The 18,491-nt window shown below is 58.8% G+C and carries 18 protein-coding genes; 10 read left to right on the forward strand and 8 right to left on the reverse strand.

The window, feature by feature from the left end; genetic code table 11:
* The first annotated feature begins 48 nt into the window (after positions 1-48).
* The gene (locus tag ACR0C3_RS03525; protein ID WP_170469981.1) at positions 49-318 is read left to right on the forward strand and encodes a DksA/TraR family C4-type zinc finger protein; all 270 of its coding nucleotides are present in this window, start codon (positions 49-51) and stop codon (positions 316-318) included.
* 42 nt (positions 319-360) lie between these two features.
* Complete coding sequence (locus ACR0C3_RS03530) at positions 361-1,218, forward strand: DMT family transporter (RefSeq protein ID WP_480757175.1); 858 nt, start codon at positions 361-363, stop codon at positions 1,216-1,218.
* Here ACR0C3_RS03530 and ACR0C3_RS03535 read toward each other — a convergent pair whose 3' ends face one another.
* The 3 genes from ACR0C3_RS03535 to ACR0C3_RS03545 all read right to left on the reverse strand — a co-directional run bounded on the left by ACR0C3_RS03535 (position 1,219) and on the right by ACR0C3_RS03545 (position 4,369).
* Complete coding sequence (locus ACR0C3_RS03535) at positions 1,219-3,039, reverse strand: M3 family oligoendopeptidase (RefSeq protein ID WP_480757176.1); 1,821 nt, start codon at positions 3,037-3,039, stop codon at positions 1,219-1,221.
* Positions 3,040-3,131: 92 nt separating this feature from the next.
* On the reverse strand, positions 3,132-4,079 hold the full coding sequence (locus tag ACR0C3_RS03540) for an alpha/beta hydrolase (RefSeq protein ID WP_480757178.1): 948 nt from the start codon (positions 4,077-4,079) through the stop codon (positions 3,132-3,134).
* Positions 4,079-4,369: an SCP2 sterol-binding domain-containing protein gene (locus ACR0C3_RS03545; protein ID WP_170457946.1), complete on the reverse strand. Its 291-nt coding sequence runs from the start codon at positions 4,367-4,369 to the stop codon at positions 4,079-4,081. The genes ACR0C3_RS03540 and ACR0C3_RS03545 overlap by 1 nt, the downstream gene beginning before the upstream one ends.
* A gap of 30 nt (positions 4,370-4,399) precedes the next feature.
* Between ACR0C3_RS03545 and ACR0C3_RS03550 the strand changes: the two genes are divergently transcribed.
* The 6 genes from ACR0C3_RS03550 (at position 4,400) to ACR0C3_RS03575 (ending at position 10,285) form a co-directional block, all read left to right on the forward strand.
* Positions 4,400-5,008 carry a tetratricopeptide repeat protein gene (locus ACR0C3_RS03550; protein ID WP_170469968.1) on the forward strand — a complete coding sequence of 203 codons (609 nt, stop codon included), beginning with the start codon at positions 4,400-4,402 and terminating at the stop codon, positions 5,006-5,008.
* 23 nt (positions 5,009-5,031) lie between these two features.
* Positions 5,032-7,830 (forward strand): helicase-related protein, encoded by a 2,799-nt coding sequence (locus ACR0C3_RS03555; RefSeq protein WP_480757180.1) that lies wholly within the window; start codon positions 5,032-5,034, stop codon positions 7,828-7,830.
* A 6-nt stretch (positions 7,831-7,836) separates the two neighbouring features.
* Positions 7,837-8,211, forward strand: coding sequence for an RNA-binding S4 domain-containing protein (locus ACR0C3_RS03560; RefSeq protein ID WP_480757182.1), 375 nt, complete (start codon positions 7,837-7,839; stop codon positions 8,209-8,211).
* Between the two features lie 53 nt (positions 8,212-8,264).
* Positions 8,265-8,603, forward strand: coding sequence for a ferredoxin FdxA (fdxA, locus tag ACR0C3_RS03565; RefSeq protein WP_170376495.1), 339 nt, complete (start codon positions 8,265-8,267; stop codon positions 8,601-8,603).
* A gap of 286 nt (positions 8,604-8,889) precedes the next feature.
* Positions 8,890-9,405 (forward strand): CarD family transcriptional regulator, encoded by a 516-nt coding sequence (locus tag ACR0C3_RS03570; RefSeq protein WP_170376497.1) that lies wholly within the window; start codon positions 8,890-8,892, stop codon positions 9,403-9,405.
* 118 nt (positions 9,406-9,523) lie between these two features.
* Complete coding sequence (locus tag ACR0C3_RS03575; RefSeq protein ID WP_170469956.1) at positions 9,524-10,285, forward strand: potassium channel family protein; 762 nt, start codon at positions 9,524-9,526, stop codon at positions 10,283-10,285.
* Here the strand turns inward: ACR0C3_RS03575 and cobS are convergent.
* Complete coding sequence (gene cobS / locus ACR0C3_RS03580) at positions 10,282-11,046, reverse strand: adenosylcobinamide-GDP ribazoletransferase (RefSeq protein ID WP_480757183.1); 765 nt, start codon at positions 11,044-11,046, stop codon at positions 10,282-10,284. The genes ACR0C3_RS03575 and cobS overlap by 4 nt on opposite strands.
* 78 nt (positions 11,047-11,124) lie before the next feature.
* On the opposite strand from cobS, the gene cobT reads away from it, so the two are divergent.
* A complete protein-coding gene (cobT, locus tag ACR0C3_RS03585) occupies positions 11,125-12,135 on the forward strand; it encodes a nicotinate-nucleotide--dimethylbenzimidazole phosphoribosyltransferase (RefSeq protein ID WP_480757184.1) in 1,011 nt (336 codons plus the stop codon).
* Positions 12,136-12,267: 132 nt separating this feature from the next.
* On the opposite strand, the gene ACR0C3_RS03590 is transcribed toward cobT, so the two are convergent.
* Both ACR0C3_RS03590 and ACR0C3_RS03595 read right to left on the reverse strand, forming a co-directional pair.
* Positions 12,268-14,148 carry a monovalent cation:proton antiporter-2 (CPA2) family protein gene (locus ACR0C3_RS03590; RefSeq protein ID WP_480757185.1) on the reverse strand — a complete coding sequence of 627 codons (1,881 nt, stop codon included), beginning with the start codon at positions 14,146-14,148 and terminating at the stop codon, positions 12,268-12,270.
* A gap of 19 nt (positions 14,149-14,167) precedes the next feature.
* On the reverse strand, positions 14,168-14,623 hold the full coding sequence (locus tag ACR0C3_RS03595) for an Lrp/AsnC family transcriptional regulator (protein WP_170376867.1): 456 nt from the start codon (positions 14,621-14,623) through the stop codon (positions 14,168-14,170).
* 147 nt (positions 14,624-14,770) lie between these two features.
* On the opposite strand from ACR0C3_RS03595, the gene hppD reads away from it, so the two are divergent.
* Entirely contained in the window at positions 14,771-15,868 is a 1,098-nt protein-coding gene (hppD, locus tag ACR0C3_RS03600) for a 4-hydroxyphenylpyruvate dioxygenase (protein WP_170376512.1), read from the forward strand.
* Here the strand turns inward: hppD and ACR0C3_RS03605 are convergent.
* Together ACR0C3_RS03605 and ACR0C3_RS03610 are read right to left on the reverse strand one after the other, a co-directional pair.
* Positions 15,865-16,488 carry a class I SAM-dependent methyltransferase gene (locus ACR0C3_RS03605; RefSeq protein ID WP_480757187.1) on the reverse strand — a complete coding sequence of 208 codons (624 nt, stop codon included), beginning with the start codon at positions 16,486-16,488 and terminating at the stop codon, positions 15,865-15,867. The genes hppD and ACR0C3_RS03605 overlap by 4 nt on opposite strands.
* Positions 16,481-18,352: a hypothetical protein gene (locus ACR0C3_RS03610; protein WP_480757188.1), complete on the reverse strand. Its 1,872-nt coding sequence runs from the start codon at positions 18,350-18,352 to the stop codon at positions 16,481-16,483. The genes ACR0C3_RS03605 and ACR0C3_RS03610 overlap by 8 nt, the downstream gene beginning before the upstream one ends.
* Between the last annotated feature and the right edge of the window lie 139 nt (positions 18,353-18,491).

Raw genomic sequence — 18,491 nt, forward strand, 5'->3', positions numbered from 1 at the left:
TCGTCCAGCGCGCGTATCCTATGCTTCATCCATAAAAGGAGAGGTGTCATGGCCGGAGGTTGGGCCCGCGATGGTGCGGTCAGCGAACAGATCGAGGCGTCGATTTCCGACGAACTGGCCCGCATGCAGGCGCAAAAGCGCCCCGTAGGCGAAAGCCTGACCCATTGCGCGGAATGCGAGGAACCCATTCCCGAAAAACGTCGCCAAGCGCTGCCCGGCGTCAAACTGTGTCTGGACTGTCAGCAGGATAGGGATGGGACCTATCAACAGCGGTCAGGCATTAACCGACGCGGATCAAAAGACAGCCAGTTAAAGTAGGCCAGGCGCAGGATGCCTAACTCTACTGCAAAACAACCATTGATGCAGAACGGGTTGCTACTTGGGTTTCTAGCCGCGTTTCTCTGGGGCACGCATAGTGTAATCGTGCGCTATCTGACGAGCGATTTGGGTGGACTACAGATCGCGGTGACCCGCTTGTTCATCGCGGCACTAGCGGTTTATTGCATTTTGCGGGTCATGCGTGTGCCCGTTTCGATTGAGCACAAAGACTGGAACTTTCGGCTGGCCGTACTGTCGACAGTCGTGAACTATATCCTGTTTCACGTAGGGCTGGAATACACAGGTGCCGCCAACGCCATGGTACTGGAAACCACCGCCCCGTTTTTTGTGCTGCTTTTCCTTTATTTCTTTGCAGATACACCAGTTACGCGCGTGGATGTAATCGCTACGATACTGGCGATCTCTGGGGTGTTCTTGACCGTGTTCCGCGATTTTCAGGGCGGTGGAGAGCCTTTGTTCGGTGATCTTTTGGAAATTGGCGCAGGGCTTAGTTGGGCCGTGTTTCTGGTTTCAAGTAGCCGGGCCATGCGCAATTCGACCTCAACGGCCGAGCGATTGAACTTTCTTTTCGGAATTTTTGTCTGCGCGGGCGTACTGTTGCTGCCATTGGCTGCGTATTCCCTGCAAACCCCGACGGCGAAAGATGTGATCTTTCTGATCCTACTGGGCGTCCTTCCGACTGCGATGGCCTACTACCTCTGGTACGAGGCCGCAGCGCGCGTATCGACTTTGACGGCAACGTTGATGTTTGCCGCTTCTGTCGTTTTCACGTTTATCAATTCGGCGCTGTTTCTGGGGGCCGCGATTACACCGATAGCGGCCCTAGGAGCTATTTTGATCGTGGCTGCAGTCTTCCTGACGACAAAGAAACAGGAGTGATCAGCCTTCCATCGCCTCCAGTTCGTCAATGAATCCCGAGATCATTGACAGGCCCTTGTCCCAGAATTGTGGGTCGCTGGCGTCCAGGCCAAACGGAGCCAGCAGGTCTTTGTGGTGTTTCGACCCACCGGCGCGCAGCATCTCGAAATACTTGTCCTCGAACCCCTCAGCGCCGCTTTCGTAGACCGAATAAAGCGCGTTCACGAGGCCGTCTCCGAACGCATAGGCGTAGACGTAGAAGGGGGAATGCACGAAATGGGGGATATAGGCCCAGAACGTTTCATACCCTTCCATGAACTCGAATGACGGCCCGAGGCTTTCCGCTTGAACGCTCATCCACAGGGCGTTGATGTCGTCCGGGGTCAGCTCGCCTTCGCGGCGGGCGGCGTGCAGCTTGCATTCGAAATCGTAAAAGGCGATCTGGCGGACGACCGTGTTGATCATGTCTTCGACCTTGCCGGCCAACAGCACTTTGCGCTGTTCCTTGGTTTCGGCCTTGTCCAGCATTTTGCGGAAGGTCAGCATTTCACCAAACACGCTAGCGGTCTCGGCCAGTGTCAGCGGGGTCGAGGACAGCATCTCGCCCTGATCTGCCGCCAGTACCTGATGGACACCGTGGCCAAGTTCGTGTGCGAGGGTCATCACGTCGCGCGGTTTACCCAGATAGTTGAGCATCACGTAAGGATGGACATCGGTCACGGTTGGATGGGCGAAGGCGCCGGGCGCTTTACCCGGCTTCACCGCCGCGTCGATCCAACCTTTCGAGAAGAAGGGCGAGGCGATCTCACCCATGCGCGGATCAAACGCGTTGTAGGCATCCATCACCGTCTTTTCGGCCTCGTCCCAGCCGACGATTCTTGTGTCTTCCATGGGCAGCGGCGCGTTGCGGTCCCAGACTTGCATCACGTCCAGACCCAACCATTTGCGTTTGAGCTCGTAGTAACGGTGGCTCAGCTTGGGGTAGGCGGCGACCACTGCTTCGCGTAGGGCTTCGACCACTTCGGGCTCTACGTCGTTCGACAGATGGCGACCGGTCTGAGCGGTTGGCATGTTGCGCCAGCGGTCGACGATTTCCTTTTCCTTGGCCTGCGTGTTGTGTACGCGGGCGAAGGTTTTGATGTTCTCCTGAAACACTGAGGCCAGCTCGCGCGAGGCCGCCTCACGTTTGCTACGGTCCTGTTCTGTCAGCAGGTTGAGGGTGCCTTCGATGTTCAGCTCTTCGCCGTCGACGGTGAAGGTTAGGCCCGCGATGGTTTCGTCGAACAAACGCTCCCACGCGTCACCGACAACGCCCAGGTCGTGGAGGAATTTCTCCAGCTCGTCAGACAGTTGATAGGGTTTCATCGCGCGAATGCGGCGGAAGACAGGCTCATAACGCGCAAGATCTGTATTGGCCGCGAAATGCGCCTGCAGCACGTCATCTTCGATGCGGTTGATCTCGAGCGTGAAGAACACCAGAGGGGTGGTGAAGACGGTGATCTTTTCCTGCATGTCCGACAGGAATTTTGCGCGATCGGCGTCGGTCGTAAGTTGGTAGTAGCGCAGACCGGCGAAGGACATGATCCGCCCGGCGATGGCGTTGATCTTTTCGTTGCGATGCACACAGGTCAGCAGGCCTGCGGCGTCCAGATCGGCCAGTTTGCCTTCGTAGTCCGAGGCGAAGGAGGCGCATTCGCCCTCGAGCCAGTCCAGATCCCGCGTCAGCTCGGCCGCCTCTTCCGAGGCATAGAGGTCGGTCAGGTCCCATTCGGGCAAGTTGCCAAGGTTATCGGCACCGCCGACTGCATTTGCATCACGGACGGGAAAGGGCAGGTCGCGCATGGAACACCTCTGATTAGCTTTGTTGCCAAACATCTAGGGCTGGCGCGCCCGGATCACAAGCCGCCAGTCAAGATCAGTGCCGTGCGGACGTCCTAGGGGCGATTTGCCAGGAAATGCGCTGTCAGCTCGTCCAGAACCGGGTTGCGAACCTCGGGTGCCTCCATCAGCACCTCATGCTCACCATCGGGGATCTCGACCAAGCGACCATTGGGCCAGTTCGCCATCCGAGACCGGATCGCCTTGCGGTCCACGATCTGTTCGTGGCTGCCCAGATAGGTCAGGCACGCGGTGTCCGGCGCCGGTTGCTCCATCAGCCATTCACATTCGCTGAGCGCCTCACGCAACCACTGGTTGGACGGGGCACCAAGCGCCAGTTCGGGGTGCGCCTTCAGTTGATTTTGCATCATCTTGAACATGTCCGGGTCGCGCGTCAGCGAGTTACCCTCGAACGGTTCCGCCAGGACATAGCTGGTCAAAGAAGTGGTCGGTGGGGTGCGTTCCCCCAATCCCAGCGCCGTGCCCCAATAGGCGGTCAGACGGCTGAGGGGTTTCATGAGCGGGACAAAGAAAATGCCCCACATCGGCCCGGTAAACGCACAGGCTTCAAAGCAATCGTTCTGGATGACTGCACGCAGGCCGATGGCACCGCCCATCGAATGCCCGATCACATACCACGGGCGCGGCAGATCCAGTGTCTCAGCCAGCTCCAGCACCACGGCGACGTCATGTTGATAATCGGTGAATTTATCGACATGCCCGATGCGGGGTTCGTCCAGCATGCGGTCGGCCAAACCCTGTCCGCGCCAGTCGACGGCGAGGGCGGCAAATCCGCGATTCAGAAATTCCCCTGCGGTGCTCGCGTATTTCTCGATATACTCGGTGCGGCCCGGAAACAGGAATACCGTGCCGTTCTTTGCATCCTCGGGCAGCCAATGCCCGACACGGATGCGTTTGCCGTCGGCGGTGTGGAGCCAATGGGCTGTACCACCGGCCGGGTCGCCGGCCACATCATCATAAAAGGGGGCCGGCGAGTACTCCATCAGGCCAGAACCGATGCAAGCTGCATGGCGATTCCCATGTCACCGTCAACGCTGAGCTTGCCGGACATGAACGCGCCGGTCGGGTTCAGATCGCCGCTGAGAATCTGTTCGAACGTGTCCGCATCCGCGCTGAGTGTCACATCGGCGTCGTCATCACTGACGCGGGCGCCGTCGCCATCCAGAACAATTGCGCCCAAATCGGCGATTGCAAACTTGGCGGACGCATCAAAGCCACCACCGGCCAGCTTTTCGTTCAGCGCGGCCGCAGCCTTTTCAAGAATCTCGCTCATGCTTTTCCTCATATTGTTTATGCGCCGTGAATGGACATCCTCGGTCGCAACGCTACACTGACCATTGTTATGGGTATTGCAATCACCAATCTCAAAGGTACCGTTGCGGCACTTGCCGTTCTAGTCATGTTTTCCACCAGTGGTGGAGCGCAACAAGCGGATTCCCGCGACGAAGAAGCGCTGTTGCGGCAACTTGCGCAGGCAACACCGGAACAAGCCATCGGTCTGGATCGTCAGTTGCAGGCGCTGTGGTCGCAATCGGGCTCGGCCTCGGCTGATCTGTTGCTTGAGCGGGGGCGCGAAGCGCTGGATGATGGCGATATCGAGGCCGCAATCGAACATCTCACCGCGTTGACCGACCACGCGCCCGAATTTGCCGAAGGCTGGCACGCGCGGGCCTCGGCCTTTTTCGGCATCGACCGGTTTGGAATGGCCGCCGCCGATCTGGAACACGCGTTGACCCTCAACCCGAACAACTATCAGGCCATTTACGGTCTGGGCCTGATCTTCGAGGTGGTCGGCAAACCCGATCAGGCGCTTGAGGCTTATTCCCGCGCGTTGGCTATACATCCCCATCATGAAGAAGTAACCAATGCCATGAATCGGCTGAAGCCTCAGGTTGAAGGCAAGGCGCTGTAAGTCGGAAGGCGCAGGGGGCAAAGGTGAGCGGGTCATCCCGAGTAGTGGCCGTACTTGGCCCAACGAACACAGGTAAAACTCATTACGCGATCGAACGCATGCTGGGGTATCGGACTGGTGTTATCGGCCTGCCTCTGCGTCTGCTCGCGCGTGAGGTCTATGACAAGATAGTCGCCATTCGCGGCCCCTCGGTCGTGGCGCTGGTGACCGGCGAGGAGCGGATCGTACCGCCGCGTACGCAGTATTGGGTCTGCACGGTCGAGGCGATGCCCGAAGGCATGGGCGCAGATTTCGTCGCGATTGATGAAATTCAGCTCTGCGTGGATCCCGAACGCGGACACGTCTTCACCGACCGGTTGCTGCGGTCGCGGGGAACGAGCGAGACGCTGTTCATGGGGTCCGACACCATGCGCGGACCGATTGCGGCACTTGTGCCCGAGGCGCAGTTTGTAAGGCGCGAGAGGATGTCTCAGCTGGTGTATTCGGGATCGAAAAAGATCAGCCGAATGCCCCCGCGAAGCGCCATTGTCGGGTTCTCGGTAGAAAACGTCTATGCCATCGCAGAACTGCTGCGCCGCCAAAAGGGTGGGGCGGCCGTGGTCATGGGTGCACTCAGCCCGCGCACACGGAACGCGCAGGTCGACCTCTATCAGAATGGTGAGGTCGACTATCTGGTTGCCACCGATGCCATCGGGATGGGCCTGAACCTAGATGTGAACCACGTGGCGTTTTCGTCCCTGACCAAATTCGACGGTCGCCGGATGCGCCCCTTGGCCCCGAATGAGTTGGCCCAGATCGCGGGCCGGGCAGGCCGGGGTATGTCGGATGGCACGTTCGGCGTGACTGGCGAGGCCCCGCCATTGGACGAAGGTGTCGCGCAGGCGATCATGGACAGCCGCTTTACGCCGATGAAAAAGCTGAACTGGCGGAATGCCGCCCTTCGCTTCGGCTCAGTGGACGCGCTGATCGACTCGCTAGAGGTCAGCCCGAATGACGAACATCTGACCAAGGCCCGCCCTGCAGATGACCTGAACGTGTTGAAATCGCTGTCGCAAGTGACCGAGGTCGCGGCCCGCGCCAGCGATGGCCCATCGATCCGATTGCTATGGGATGTGTGCCGAATTCCCGATTTTCGGGGCATTAGCCATTCGGAACATGCCAATCTGCTCGAGGTGATCTACGGCCATCTGCACGAACGCGGCGCGATCCCAGATGACTTCATGGCGCGGCAAATCCGCCGGATCGACCGCACGGATGGGGATATTGATGCGCTGTCCAAAAGGTTGGCTTATATTCGCACTTGGACATATGTTGCGCAACGAAACGGCTGGGTCCGTGACGAATCGCATTGGCGTGAGGAAACGCGCACTGTAGAAGACAGGTTGTCGGACGCTCTGCATGATCGTCTGACGCAAAGATTTGTGGACCGGCGCACCTCGGTGTTGTTGCGCCGGCTCAAACAGAAGGAGGCCCTTTTGGCCGAAGTAAATGACAAGGGTGAAGTGACCGTCGAAGGCGAATTCGTCGGTCGTCTGGAAGGGTTCCGGTTTACACCGGACAAAAGCGCGCAAGGGGCTGAGGCGAAAGCGCTCAAGTCGGCCTCGCTGCAAGCACTCGCGCCGCAATTCCATCTGCGTGCCGATCGCTTCTACAATGCACCCGATACCGAAATTGATTTCACTGATCAGGGCGGCCTGATGTGGGGCGAATACGCTGTCGGCAAACTGGTTGCCGGGGCCGAGCCTCTCAAGCCGATGGTCGAGGTTTTTGTGGATGAGGCCGCGGGGCCGGACGTCGAACAGAAGGTGCAGCGCCGTCTGCAGCACTTCATCGACCGCAAAGTGGCCGCACTTTTCGAACCGCTGCTTAACCTGTCTCGAGACGAGGAACTGTCCGGTCTGGCGAAAGGCTTTGCCTTCCGTATGGTCGAGGCGCTGGGCGTGCTGCCCCGCGCGCAGGTCGCGCAAGAGGTCAAGGATCTGGATCAGGATGCCCGTGGCGCGCTGCGCAAGCACGGCATCCGTTTTGGTCAGTTCACCATCTTCATGCCCCTGCTGCTGAAACCTGCGCCCACTCGCCTGCGCCTGGTTCTCTGGGCACTGTCCAGTGGTCTGCAGGAATTCCCCGAGGCACCGCCTCCGGGTCTGGTTACTGTACCGGTCGCAAAGGATGCACCGCAGGGCTACGATACCATGTGCGGCTACCGCGATGCGGGCGAGCGCTCGATCCGGATCGACATGCTGGAACGTCTGGCCGATATGCTGCGCTCTGAGGACAGCCGGGGCGGCTTTGAAGCCAAACCCGACATGCTCTCGATCACTGGTATGACGCTGGACCAGTTCGCGGACCTGATGCAGGGCTTGGGCTACAAGGCCGAACGCGGCGAGCGTGAAAAGGTCAAAGCCACACCGGCTGAGGCCCCTGTGACTGAAGCGGCAGAACAACCCGCCGCCGAAGAAACCCCGGTAGCTGAGGTTCCGACCGATGAGGTTGCCGCACCCGCCGAGGCGCCAGCCGAGGCCACCGAAAGCACCGAGGCTCCGGCCGCAGAACCCGCGAATGACGAACCCGAGGTCGAGGTGTTCTACACCTTCACATGGGGCCGTCAGCGCCAGCAAAATCGCGGCCCGCGCCGCGAGCAGGGGCAGGGCAAAGGCAAGCCGCGTGGGAAACCTCAGGACGGTCGCAAGCCGCAAGGCAAGAAGGGCGGCAAGCCGCAGGGCGCAAAGTCCTTCTCGTCCCGGCCTCCGAAGAAGGAAAAGGCGATCGATCCCGACAACCCGTTTGCAGCAGCGCTGATGGGTTTGAAGGGCGGCAACTGATCCGTCATGGATCAGGCCAAGCTGCGGATCGACAAATGGCTATGGCAGGCGCGGTTCTTCAAGACCCGTAGCCTGTCGGCGAAACAGGTCAGCAGCGGCCATGTCAGGCTGAATGGCAACCGGGTTCTGAAACCAGCCCAGACGGTAACGCCGGGCGATGTTCTGACCTTCCCACAGGGCAAAATAATTCGGGTCGTGCGCGTTGAAAAACTCGGCGACCGCCGCGGCCCAGCCCCCGAGGCGCAAACATTGTACTTCGATATGACGGAAAAGCAGGACACACCGCCCAAAAACCCGTCATATGAGGGAAAAGGTCGTCCAACCAAGAAAGATCGGCGCGCGCTTGATCTTTCTCGCACGCCAAACGGCCCCACATCTTGAAGCCAAACCCGGACTGAACTAGCTAGACGCCAAACCTTAATGGGATTCTGAACATGACCTACGTCGTTACCGAAAACTGCATCGGCTGCAAATACACCGACTGTGTGGAAGTGTGCCCTGTGGACTGTTTCTACGAAGGTGAAAACACACTGGTTATCCACCCAGACGAATGCATCGACTGCGGCGTGTGTGAACCAGAATGCCCGGCTGATGCAATCCGTCCCGACACCGAGCCGGGCATGGAATCTTGGGTCGAGTTCAACCGCAAATACTCGGAAATGTGGCCGGTCATCGTCACCAAAAAAGACCCGTTGCCAGAGGCGGAAGAACGCGATGGCGAGGAAGGCAAGATGGAGAAGTACTTCTCCGAAGCTCCGGGTGAAGGCGGGTAAGTGATTCGCACCCCATTTGGATGGCTAAGATATGCGGTCTTCGAAGCCTAATCCCTTGATTGCAGGCCGTTTATAAAAAAATTCCCCTAGGGAAACTTTTGAGTGTCTCATTTTTGTGATATACTCTCTCCCTACATGATGACTGAGATTGGGATGTACTCCGTAAGTATGCTCGCTTTGGAGTTCTGAATTTGCGACAAACAGACCGCCTGCCGGGGCCACAATAGGCACCGAGCGTGGGTTTTTTGTTGTTCGCATCCCGGTCCAAAACCAAGGAATGAATTGAATGTCGAAGTCGAAAAAGCTTGAGTTCCGCCCGAACGACTATGTTGTCTACCCCGCCCATGGTGTGGGTCAGATCATCTCGATCGAAGAGCAGGACGTCGCTGGATTTTCGCTCGAACTGTTCGTCATCTCTTTTGAGAAGGACAAGATGACCCTGCGTGTGCCGACAAACAAAGTGACTGAATCCGGTCTGCGTTCGCTCAGCTCGCCGGATGTGATCAGCCAGGCGATGAAGACGCTGAAGGGCAAGGCCAAGGTCAAGCGGGCCATGTGGTCGCGCCGGGCGCAGGAATACGAACAGAAGATCAACTCGGGCGATCTGATCTCGATCGCCGAAGTGGTTCGCGACCTGCACCGCACCGATGACCAGCGCGAGCAAAGCTATTCCGAGCGTCAGCTTTATGAAGCCGCGCTGGAGCGTCTGACCCGCGAGGTCGCCGCCGTGTCCGGAGACGGAGAAATTTCTGCCGCCAAGCAGGTCGATGATGTTCTGACCTCACGCGCCGCTGCCGCTTAAGTCCAAGACGATTGAAACGGAAAGGCCGCTCCGGCATCGGGGCGGCCTTTTTCGTTGCTTGGTGGATTGGCGAAAACCGGTTAGTTTTTCTGTAGATGCAAGCAGATACCGGTTCCGCATGAAGAAGACGGTCAAGTTCCTATATATCGGAAAGGCTCCGATTTCGGTTTGGTTCCGCTATGGTTTGATCCTGTTCGATGTGGTCACCATCATCTTCTTTGTCGCCACCGCGCATTTTCCGCATGGCCCATGGGTTACCGGTATCAGTTGGGTGGTTGGCTTTATTATCCTTCTGGATTTTTCCGCCAGAATGTGGATCGCCAAGGATCGCTGGAAGCTGTTGCGTAAAATTTATACGCTGGCGGATATCGTGGTGATCGTGTCACTGATCCTCGATCCGTTTCTGACCGGTAATCTCGCGTTCCTGCGTATCCTGCGCGCCCTTCGGCTGATCCACTCGTACCATCTGCTGTGGGATTTACGGCGCGACAGCACCTTTTTCCGCACGCACGAAGATGCGGTCATCGCGGCCATCAATCTGCTGGTCTTCGTGTTTGCAACTTCGACAGCCGTTCTTGTCTTTTTCATCCCCGAAGATGCCAAGAACCCCTATATAGACGCGCTGTATTTCACCATGGCGACCCTGACGACGACGGGATTTGGCGACATCACCCTGTCGACGCCTTGGGGCAAGCTGTTTTCGGTGTTTATCATGGTGGTGGGTGTTGCCCTGTTCGTGCGTCTGGCGCAGGCGATATTCATGCCTCAGAAAGTGCGCCACAAATGCCCCAGCTGCGGGCTATTCCGGCATGATCCGGACGCGGTGCATTGCAAGCATTGCGGCTGCACTCTGCGGATCGAAACGGGTGGGGTGTCTTAAAGCTGAGCCGCTATTGCTACCAGGAAGGTGATTTCGGCCAATTGCTGAGAAGCGCCGAGGATATCTCCGGTCTGTCCGCCGATCTTGGCCCTTGCCATAAGGGCCAGAGCACCTACAACGAGCGCGGCGCAAAGGGCGGGCAAAATGACCTGCCCACCGATCAGCAATACTCCCGTCAAGCCAGCCAGAGCGAGCGAAACGGCGACAGGAACGACGGACGGAGCACCGACAGAATGGCTGAGGCCGGATTTACGCGCATTAGGCAATGCAGCCATCAGCAGGGGCATGAACGCGCGTGACACCACACAAGCGGCAATGATCGCCAGAAACGCGTCGGCTGACAGAAGGGCCGAGACGGCGGCAACGCGCATCAGCTGCGAACCAATCAGGGACAGAACGCCATATGTGCCGATATGGCTGTCCTTCATGATCTCCAACCGGCGATCCGGTGTGAACCCGCCCCATAGGCCATCAAACGTATCGGCCAGCCCGTCCTCATGCATTGCGCCGGTCGTCATGGTCAGGGTCGCCACAAGCAGAACGGCGCACACGAATGGCGGAACCGACAGCGTCAGCGTCAGCCACCCGATGCCGCAAGCCAATGTGCCAATCACCAGGCCGACCACCGGAAAGGCCCAGACCGCCTGCGCTTGCCGGGCAAAGACCTGTTCGGGCAAACGGGGCAGGGGCAGGCGCGTCAACAGGACCAGCGCCAGCGGGATATCCCATGCGGAAACCGGATTGGTGTCGTTTTTTTGCACTTCTGCGCCTTTCGGGGCCTTGTTGGATTCAGTGCTTCGGTTAAACACACAGGACCACTCTGATGCAATGAGGCTTTGATGCTGCCTGAACTGAATGATTTGAACACGTTCCGCGACGCGTTGACCAACGCTCAAGGGCCGGACATGGCGGCGGCGGATGGCGCGGCTGAACGCAACAGTCAGTTGACCAAACCGCCGGGCGCACTGGGGCGGCTTGAGGATCTGGCGATCTGGTACGCGGCCTGGCGTGGGGATGCGCGACCGCAGGTTACGGCCCCTCAGGTCATTGTCTTTGCGGGTAACCATGGGGTCACGGCGCAGGGCGTTTCAGCGTTTCCGCCCGAAGTGACCGTTCAGATGGTGATGAATTTTGAACATGGCGGCGCGGCGATCAATCAGTTGGCCAAGGCGGCGGGCGCGAAGATGGACGTCCACGCGCTGGATCTGGATCATCCCACTGCAGATTTCACCCAAGGCCCTGCCATGAGTGAGGCCGAGTTGCTGAGCGCACTGCAAACCGGCTGGCAGGCGGTGGACCCGAAGTCCGACCTGCTGGTGGTCGGCGAGATGGGGATCGGCAACACCACCCCCGCTGCTGCCATCGCCTGTGCCCTTTTCGGAGGTGAGGCCGCCGATTGGACCGGTCGCGGTACAGGGGTCGACGATACCGGCCTTGCCAACAAGACGCGCGTAGTGGCTGAAGGCGTTGCGCTGCATGGCAATGACGACGGGTTGGAGGTTCTGCGCTGCCTCGGCGGGCGCGAGATCGCGGCCATGGCCGGAGCGATTGCGGCGGCCCGGATGTTGCGCATTCCCGTCATTCTGGATGGCTTCATCTGCACATCGGCCGCGGCCTGTCTGGCGCGTATTTCGTCCTCAGCTCTGGATCATACCGTTGCGGGGCACCAAAGCGCAGAAGGCGCGCATGCGGCGATGCTGTCAAAACTGGGTAAAGAGCCGCTGCTGAGCCTCGGCCTACGTCTGGGTGAGGGGTCCGGCGGTGCGCTTGCGATCAACATTCTCAAAAGCGCAGTTGCCTGCCACTCGGGCATGGCAACCTTTGCCGAGGCGGGTGTCTCGGACGGGTAACCTAAGCGCCTGACCGGAGCTAGATCGCTTTGCGTTTGATTTGAATCGAAATACGCTGCCTCTCCCTCTGGTCGAACGCGCATTTCGATAGCTTTACCTCAGATAAAACGCAAAACGCTTTAATTGCTTCGGTCAGGCAGAATCCTTTGCGTGCTGTTCCGCCAATTCCAGCAACGCGGTTTCCAGATCCTTCTCAAGCTTTTGCGCGCGTTCGATGTATTTCGTATTCTCGGACGTGGGCATACCGGGAATCCAAAGCTCGGCCAAATCGCGCACGGACGTCCTGTCATGGTGATAGAAGGTCTGTTCGGCCTGCGCGGCCTCGTATTCGCTCAGCCCGATATTCTCCAGCACATAACGGCCTGCGCGCAGAGAGCTGTCGAACATTTCGCGCACGATGTCATTGGCGCCGGCCTGATACAGCTCATACACGTGGGTTCGATCATGCGCCCGTGCGATGATATGCAGATCGGGGCGCTGGCGGCGGGCGTAGCCAACCAAACGCGTCACCGTCTTTCGATCATCCATCGCAGCGACAAGTACCGAGGCTTTCTCAAGCCCCGCAGCGCGCAGCAGTTCCGGCCGGGTCGGGTCTCCTAAAAAGCCTTTGACGCCAAAACGACGCATCAGTTGGATCGTCTCGATATCGTGGTCCAGAACAACGGTTTTGAAGCCGCTGGCCCGCACCAGCCGGTTGACGATCTGACCAAATCGACCGATCCCGGCGATGATCACGGGGCCTTTTTCGTCGATCTCATCAGGTTCCGGCGTGGCGCTAGTGTCAGCCATCTTGCGGGACAGAAGGTCATAGATGATGAACAGAAGCGGGGTAATCAACATGGTCAGCGCAATGATCATCAACATCTTTTGCGACAGGTCCGGCGGGATGACATTCTGCTGTGTCGAAAACGCCAGAAGGACAAAGCCAAACTCACCCGCCTGGGCCAGTCCAAGGGTGAACAGCCAGTGATCCCGGCCCTTCAGTTTGAAGGCCTTGCCCACGAGATAGAGGATGACGCCTTTGACAAGGATGACCAGTAAGGCCAAACCGATCAGGTCAAACGGGTCGTTGAAGAAATAGCCAACGTTGATCCCGGCTCCGACTGTGATGAAGAACAGCCCCAGAAACAGGCCCTTGAACGGCTCAAGGTCGCTTTCCATTTCATGGCGGAATTCCGAGCTGGCCAAAACCACACCCGCCAGAAACGCGCCCAGAGCGGGTGACAGGCCCACCAGTGTCATCAGGAATGAAATCCCGACCACGATCATCAGCGCCAGCGCGGTGTACATCTCGCGCAGGCGGGTTGCGTGAATGAACCGAAACAGTGGCCGGGTCAGGTAGACGCCCGCTAGAATGACAAAGGCAATTGCGCCGATGGTGACCAGAGTGACAGCCCAGCCCGGCAGCCCTTCGACCAGAGACAGGCTGTGATGCCCGGCATCATGCAGATGCTCAGCGCCGCGGTCGATGGAGCCGTCTGCCTCAATATGCGGCATGGCAGGAAGCGCGAGCAGCGGCAGCAGGGCCAGAATCGGGATAACGGCAATGTCCTGCGTCAGCAGAACTGAGAACGTCGCGCGGCCTCCGTTCGTTTGCATCAAGCCCTTCTCAGACAGGGTTTGCAGCACGATCGCGGTCGAGGACAAACACAGAGTTAAACCGACCGCCAGTGCGACGGACCACGGGTGGTTCGCGTACATCGCGACACCGGCAATAACGGCGGTGGACAACAGAACCTGAAGCCCGCCAAGACCCAACAGCTTGTCGCGCATATCCCACAGGGCGCGCGGCTCTAGCTCGAGACCGATGAGGAACAGCATCATGACCACGCCGAACTCGGCGACATGTTGCAGGTCTTCAGTCTCGGCGCCGACAAGCCCGAGGACGGGGCCGATGATCAAGCCAGCCGCCAGGTATCCGAGAACCGACCCAAGGCCCAACCGCGCCGACAGGGGCACGGCGATAACGGCCGCAGCCAGATAAATAGAAGCCTGATATAGGAAATCGTCCATCTATGTCCTCATTGCCCGCTCAGGTTGGCAGGGGTGCGTCGCGTTTGAGTTGGTCCATCACGATCTGGCTTTGTACCCGTGCCACTGCAGGATGCGGCAGGATCACCTCGTGAAGCAAGCTGTTGAGCGCAGAAAGATCGTCACAATAGACGTGAAGCAAGTAGTCTGCCTCGCCCGTCATCGTCCAGGCACTTGTGATCTCGGGTTGGGTGTTAACCATCCGGGCAAAGCTGGCGGATTGATCGGGGCCGTGTGTGCCAAGATGGACCTGAACGAAGCCCTGAACCTGCAAGCCGAGTTTCAACGGATCCAGCCGGGCCGCGTAGCCGGTGATATAGCCCTCGGCCTCAAGGCGCTGACGGCGGCGGCCTGCCTGGCTGGGGGAGAGGTTCAGCAGCTCACCCAATTGATGCGCGGTCAGATGCGCGTCCTTTTGAAGCGCTGAGAGTAGGCGTGTATCGGTTGCATCAAGCATATGCGGCAAGATCTCATATTTCAGGTCATTCATGCGCAGTTTGCGCACACTTAGAGAGTTTACATGAAAACAATGCGCGGAAACAGCACTGCTTAAGGCGTATTTTAGAATCAGCAAAGAAATTCCTGTTTTCGAAGGAGACGCGCCATGGGTCCTTTCCCGCATAACGCCCCGAAATCTGTCATCAGTCCCGAAAACCCCGCAGGTACCGACGGGTTTGAGTTTGTCGAGTTCGCGCACCCTGAACCGCAGGAGCTGCGTGATCTGTTCGCCAAAATGGGCTTCGATCTGGTTGCGCGCCACAAATCCAAACCTCTGGTCGAACTGTGGCAGCAGGGCGATGTCACCTACATCCTGAACGCGGACCCCGAAAGCTATGCCGACAAGTTCGTCGCGGAACACGGCCCTTGTGCACCTTCGATGGGCTGGCGCGTTGTGGATGCGCAGAAAGCTTACGAGCATGCCGTCGCAAAAGGGGCGGAGCCGTATGACGGTGCGGACAAGACGATGAATGTCCCGGCCATCAAGGGGATTGGCGGATCGCTGATCTACTTTATTGACCAGTATTACGATACCTCGCCCTACAATGAGGAATTCGCGTGGATCAAAGAATCGAAACCGCGCGGCGAGGGGTTCTATTATCTCGATCACCTCACCCACAATGTCTACCGGGGCAATATGGACAAGTGGTTCAAGTTTTATGGCGACCTGTTCAACTTCCGTGAAATCCGGTTCTTTGACATCCAGGGCAAGTTCACCGGTCTCTATAGCCGCGCGCTGACATCGCCCTGTGGCCGCATCCGTATCCCGATCAACGAGGATCGGGGCGAAACGGGTCAGATCGTCTCTTACCTGAAAAAGTACAAGGGCGAGGGCATTCAGCATATCGCGGTGGGCAGCGAGGACATCTATGCCTCGACCGACGCCATTGCCGAGAACGGGTTGAAGTTCATGCCTGGTCCAAACCAGTCCTATTATGACATGTCCAAAGACCGTGTAACGGACCACGATGAGCCGCTGGATCGGATGATGAAGCACGGCATTCTGATCGACGGTGAAGGCGTCGTGGACGGGGGAGAGACACGGATTCTGCTGCAAATCTTCTCAAAAACCGTGATCGGCCCGATTTTCTTCGAGTTCATCCAGCGCAAGGGGGATGATGGGTTCGGTGAGGGTAACTTCCAGGCCCTCTTCGAATCCATCGAACGCGAACAAATCGAAAGCGGAGAGATTTCGGCGGCCTAAGCAGCGCCAAATACCAGCCAGGTCCAGGTTACACCTGCGCGCTGGTTGGCCGGTTGTATCGAGTCGGTTCGGGACCTGCGGTGCACCTGCAGGCCCGAACCTACCGCTTGATCAACTATGGCGTCGTCCGAAATCACATAACCGGGTCGGTCAGACGGGCAGGGGCCATGTCTGAGCGACAAAATCATCCGCCCTTGCGGCCGCAGCCGTTTAGACAGTACGCGGATAGCCAAGTGTTGGTCACGCGGAGGCAGGTGATGCAGAACTCCAATGACCAGAATGGAGTCGAACGCGGTGTCGTCTGGCAGAGCGCTTAGTCTAGGCAGGCAAGCATCAAGCAATTTAGCGGATCGGGCACCGTCACCGCGCACCGCGTGGTTTCGAAAGGCATCGACTGGCTCGATCGCCGTCACGTCGCAGCCGCGTATGGCCAGCCAACGCGCCACCGTTCCAGTGCCAGCGCCCACATCCAGAACGCTCGCCCCGGTATCGGGCACGTGATCCAAAACGGGGCGCAGGACTTCGGTAGGAGAAAGGCCGTCATAGGCCGGGATTAACCGGTGGGCGGCGTGCTCGTACCCAGCTTTGACAGTCTGAAAATACGGGTCGTCCTCAGCCACGCGGCATTTTCAAAGTCAGGTTGCGGCCCTTCTTCTGATACCGCAATTCGCTGTCGCTGATGGCGATTACCTTGCCGCCGTCAATCCGGTCTCCGATCTTGAGCTTTTTGTACCGACCACTCGGAAGCCGCACGAGGGCACGGCGATTTGCGGGTGTGCCGTAGACGCCGATCAGGTTCAGCTTGCGCAGGTTCAGGGCATTGTCGATTGTGGCCTGTCGTGCGACCGAGGCTGTTGTCGGGATTTTCGGAGCCACGGATTTCGGCTGGAAGGACCCGGCCTCGTCGTTGCTGGACGCTACTGCGGCGGTTGATCCCAGATTTGATCCGCTTGCGCTAGCCGACGCCACGGCCCGCGCGGGCCGTAGTTTGGGGCGAGGGACGCGAACAACGGCCAAGGCGGTGGGTGTGTAGTCGATCTCGGGCTGTGCCTGTAGGCTTTCAGGCCGCAATTTGGGCCTTACGACAGCAAGCTCTTCAAGACTGCGCCCGCCCAATTGCGTGCGTTCGAAATTCTCGACCAGATTGCCGGGGCGGGGCCGGGGTCGGAGTTCGGCCAGCCTCTGGTTCACCTCATCGACCACTGGTTCTTCCTCAAACCGCACCGGTACTTCGGGCGGGACTTTTGATGGGCGACCCAAATAGACTACGATACCTTCGGGCGACAGCGCGCCTTCTGCGGTCGGTACGACCAAGCCGCGTTCGTCCAGTTCGTATTGCGCGCCTGCGATTGCGGGGCCGGGGATGCGTTCAAAGGCGGCATCCGTGTCGAAACTGCCTTGATCGGGCAGGGCAATCGCGTCGCTGGACAGATCCGGGTTGTGAATAGACGCGAGGTAGAGGTCATCCTCGGAAATCAATGCCGGGGTAATCGGCGCTTCGGGGGCCTCCACTAGGGCGCCCGCGACCTCTTCGATGTCACTTTGTGCTTCGGGGTCCTGTGCAATCTGTTCTACAGGCGTCGGCGCGACTTTCAGCGCTTCGAGAATGGCCGCATCTGTCGGGGACAATTCTGGCTGGGCTTCAGGTTCTGGCGCTTCTTCCGCTGCTGGTGCCGCCGCGATTTCGGTTTCAGGCTGTGGATCCGTCTCAGGCGGTGAAGTGTCCTGAGTCTGCGGTGCAGACAGTTCGGCCGTATCGTTTTCGGTAAATGTGTCGTTGTCTGGGTCTGCCCCGATCAGAGACCACGCCCAAACACCAACCCCGACGCAGATCAGCGCGGCAATCGCGGGAATTGCCCAACGTTGCCCTTTGTTCGTTGTGGGAGACAAAGTGATTGCGGTCGTAGCAGGTTCAGGAGAGCGGAACGCCGTAGGCGCCGCGTCATCCGCTATGGCGTGAACCGGGGGTCTTTCTAGCTCGGGCTCGGGTGAAGGCGCAGCGACCTGCGGTTCGCTGGTCATGTCAAATACAGGCTCGCGCGGAAATTCGGCCTCAGTCGTGGCTGCACTATAGGTGACCGGCAGGAACCCGTGCTGCGCCGCAAATGCCTGCGCTTCACCCAGCGTCTCGCGCGCGACGGCGGCGACAAAGGTGGTCGACCCCTCGGTTGCGCTGTCGTAGGACAGATCGGCCAATTCATACGGAGTTGCCTCGGCGACCGCGGCTTGAACCTCGGACGCGATCTGATCTTCGCTTTGGCCTTCCGTGGGCAGGGCAAGATACCGCACCTGATCTGCGGGCAGCACCAGTTTGCAGCTCAGGTCGTTTTCCAGTGCAAATGCTTTGTCGTGCAGGGCTTTGATCTGGTCACTCAGATCCGGGGCCGACAAAGGCACTTCGCCAATGTCGTACCATTCACCATCCGAATGGTGTTGAAGGGAAATTCCGGTCGCAGAAAAGGTCAGCGCAAAAGCGGGTTTCATAATCCGGAGGAACCACAGTTAACCATATCAACGCAAATACCTTTGTATTCGCAGGGTGATACTAAAGCAGGAACCCGCCGAGGGAAAGAAAAAGCCGGGACTTCCCCTTGTGCGTGTGTGCCCCTCGGACCCATGTTGA

The organism is Ruegeria sp. CK3, from assembly GCF_056536565.1.

What these genes read in the sequence shown, in the direction of transcription:
- ACR0C3_RS03525 (WP_170469981.1), top strand. Translation starts at nt 49, where the DNA reads ATGGCCGGAGGTTGGGCCCGCGATGGTGCGGTCAGCGAACAGATCGAG.
- ACR0C3_RS03560 (WP_480757182.1), top strand. Translation starts at nt 7,837, where the DNA reads ATGGATCAGGCCAAGCTGCGGATCGACAAATGGCTATGGCAGGCGCGG.
- ACR0C3_RS03530 (WP_480757175.1), top strand. Translation starts at nt 361, where the DNA reads ATGCAGAACGGGTTGCTACTTGGGTTTCTAGCCGCGTTTCTCTGGGGC.
- ACR0C3_RS03610 (WP_480757188.1), bottom strand. Translation starts at nt 18,352, where the DNA reads ATGAAACCCGCTTTTGCGCTGACCTTTTCTGCGACCGGAATTTCCCTT.
- ACR0C3_RS03535 (WP_480757176.1), bottom strand. Translation starts at nt 3,039, where the DNA reads ATGCGCGACCTGCCCTTTCCCGTCCGTGATGCAAATGCAGTCGGCGGT.
- hppD (WP_170376512.1), top strand. Translation starts at nt 14,771, where the DNA reads ATGGGTCCTTTCCCGCATAACGCCCCGAAATCTGTCATCAGTCCCGAA.
- ACR0C3_RS03550 (WP_170469968.1), top strand. Translation starts at nt 4,400, where the DNA reads ATGGACATCCTCGGTCGCAACGCTACACTGACCATTGTTATGGGTATT.
- fdxA (WP_170376495.1), top strand. Translation starts at nt 8,265, where the DNA reads ATGACCTACGTCGTTACCGAAAACTGCATCGGCTGCAAATACACCGAC.
- ACR0C3_RS03540 (WP_480757178.1), bottom strand. Translation starts at nt 4,079, where the DNA reads ATGGAGTACTCGCCGGCCCCCTTTTATGATGATGTGGCCGGCGACCCG.
- ACR0C3_RS03595 (WP_170376867.1), bottom strand. Translation starts at nt 14,623, where the DNA reads ATGCTTGATGCAACCGATACACGCCTACTCTCAGCGCTTCAAAAGGAC.
- ACR0C3_RS03570 (WP_170376497.1), top strand. Translation starts at nt 8,890, where the DNA reads ATGTCGAAGTCGAAAAAGCTTGAGTTCCGCCCGAACGACTATGTTGTC.
- ACR0C3_RS03575 (WP_170469956.1), top strand. Translation starts at nt 9,524, where the DNA reads ATGAAGAAGACGGTCAAGTTCCTATATATCGGAAAGGCTCCGATTTCG.
- cobT (WP_480757184.1), top strand. Translation starts at nt 11,125, where the DNA reads ATGCTGCCTGAACTGAATGATTTGAACACGTTCCGCGACGCGTTGACC.
- ACR0C3_RS03590 (WP_480757185.1), bottom strand. Translation starts at nt 14,148, where the DNA reads ATGGACGATTTCCTATATCAGGCTTCTATTTATCTGGCTGCGGCCGTT.
- ACR0C3_RS03545 (WP_170457946.1), bottom strand. Translation starts at nt 4,369, where the DNA reads ATGAGCGAGATTCTTGAAAAGGCTGCGGCCGCGCTGAACGAAAAGCTG.